The sequence below is a fragment of the Okeania sp. SIO2B9 genome, from assembly GCF_010672505.1.
GTDB classification, from domain to species: domain Bacteria; phylum Cyanobacteriota; class Cyanobacteriia; order Cyanobacteriales; family Microcoleaceae; genus Okeania; species Okeania hirsuta.
The window spans coordinates 1-2,172 of the sequence record NZ_JAAHGK010001281.1; the positions used below are offsets into that span (position 1 = coordinate 1).

At 37.6% G+C, this 2,172-nt stretch carries 1 protein-coding gene; it reads right to left on the bottom strand.

Annotated elements, in window-relative coordinates:
* Positions 1-231: 231 nt before the first annotated feature.
* On the bottom strand, positions 232-2,172 hold a 1,941-nt coding region (locus tag F6K13_RS29840), incomplete at its 5' end, for a HEAT repeat domain-containing protein (protein WP_287289379.1).

Here is a 2,172-nt window from a genome sequence, read left to right on the forward strand (position 1 = left end):
CTCTTCGATACTTTTGTGTGGTTCTAGCTTTAACAATCTCGGCATGGCGATCGCCCAACTCTTACTATTCATCCCTTAATTTATCAGGTTTAATTTTTTTATACCGATGCTACCGGATTTGATATAATAAATATGGTTCGAGAATAGTTGCTAAAAGTAAGGAAAAATTGCATAGATAAATTTAGTTAAATTCTTCAAAATAAATGATGGTGAGCGATCGCTGAATTAATATTATTTATTAGTAATTGGAAACTCATCAAAAAACTTTTTGTAGAAGTTGGCAACATTTTGCTGATTATAGTCAGGATATTTCTTTAATGCTTTATAAGCAATTGGATGGCGAGTTATTTGATATATCTTGTCTAAAGCAGGTTCAACTTCTTCTCGAACACTACTAATTGGATCGTTACGCCACCTATCAATTAAGGCATTGATAACTGGTGTTGGATCAATATTTTCATCTTCTTCTGAAAGCTTTGATTGTAAGTTTCCTAGTGCTCTAACAATGTACTCCCGTGCAATCCAATCTCCACGTTCTACTTTTTTGAGTTTACCGAGCAGGGGTTTTAAAGTGAGTAAATTACCTATTTTACCTAGTGCGTCAGCAGCAGCAGCAACTATACTTGGATTTTCATTCTCTAGCACTTTTATCAATACGTTATTTGCATCATCCATAAATTCTGGTTCTTGGCAATTACCAAGAGTTTCAGCAGCTTCGATTAGTCGATCGAGCAGTTCGTTACTCAAGCTACTGAAATTACTAAGATATCTTAGAGTTTCAATTGAAGTTTCTATACCTATTTCTAGCTTTTGTAATCTGTCTGGGTGCATCAGTTGAAGGTGACGTTTCGCTCGTTTTCCTATCAAAGTATCTAGATTTGCTATTTTTTCTAATGCTTGAGAAGCAACTTCACGCACCTGCTTAATAACATCTTGCCGACAAGCTTTATTGAGAGCATCTACAATTTCTATCGTAGGTGTCAATCTTCCCAGGGTTATTGCTGCTTCTTGTCGCAGATAGCGATCGCTATTCTTATTATTGAAGTCTAGAGCTTTAATCAGTTCTGGCACTGCTGAGTCGGCAGCAGGTGAACCTTTTTCTCCCAACTCTCTTGCCGTGGCAGCTAGAATGTCTAGGTCATTGAGCTGGCGAAGAAATTTTGTGAGCAACTTTACTGCTTCTGACTTACTTGAAGGGAGTTCAGAAAAACCTTCAATTTGTAAATATTCGTGGAGTATTTCATGGTAAAACCTACTAGCTTCTTGATTATTTTCGCGCCTCCAAGTTCGGTCAACTTGGATAATATTTGGGTGTGGAGAAGGTTGCTTTAGTTGCTCTCGAACCTTATAATAAATTTTTTCAAGTGATTCTTTAGTGGCATCTCGCACCTGACTAATTTCATCTTTACGAAGAGTTTGAACTATTGGTTCAACTGCTTGCAATAAGATTTTCTGAGTAACATCTGCATCAATCATCCTCCCTAAAGCACGCACGGCAGCTTCACGAACATAACGATCTGGATGTTTAGTTTCTAACGGGTAGAGAAAATCATCCAATTTTTGGACTGTGAGTTCAGGGTCGTGGCGGATTAATGATTCAATTTCTTCCCATTTTCTCTGGCTAAGTAATTCCTCCAAATTATTGGATTGAAAGTCAGTTAGTAAAACCAAATTTCCTTCTAATTGTCCTAAAACCTGAGCTTTCAAACGAGCAAACGGACGAAGTTCAGAATCTGACGAAGATGCTAACAAACGAGCTTCAAACTCTAGCACAGACAAACCCAAACGTTTAGTAATATACTCAGAAACTTTTTCTATAACTAAAAGAGTCTGACTTTTAGGCACAGACTGCAGCAATAACTCTCGTACTCCATCATAAAATTCATACTCAATATATTCTACCTCTGTTTCTTCTAACGACACCCGTTTCAACAACCCACTCATAAATACTTCTGCTGCATGAACTTGCTTAGACTGAGGTAACATCGTCTGTTGAATTAAATTAACTACAGGAAAACTAACTGGCGCACCTGCTATCAACCCTGCCAAACGACGTGCCAATTTAGAGGCAGTCGCACGAAACCGACTTACTCTTTCCTGAGCAGTTATAGTTTCTTCCTGTGGTTGAGGAGAATAAATTTCAGACTCTACTAAAATAGGGGAAAATATAAA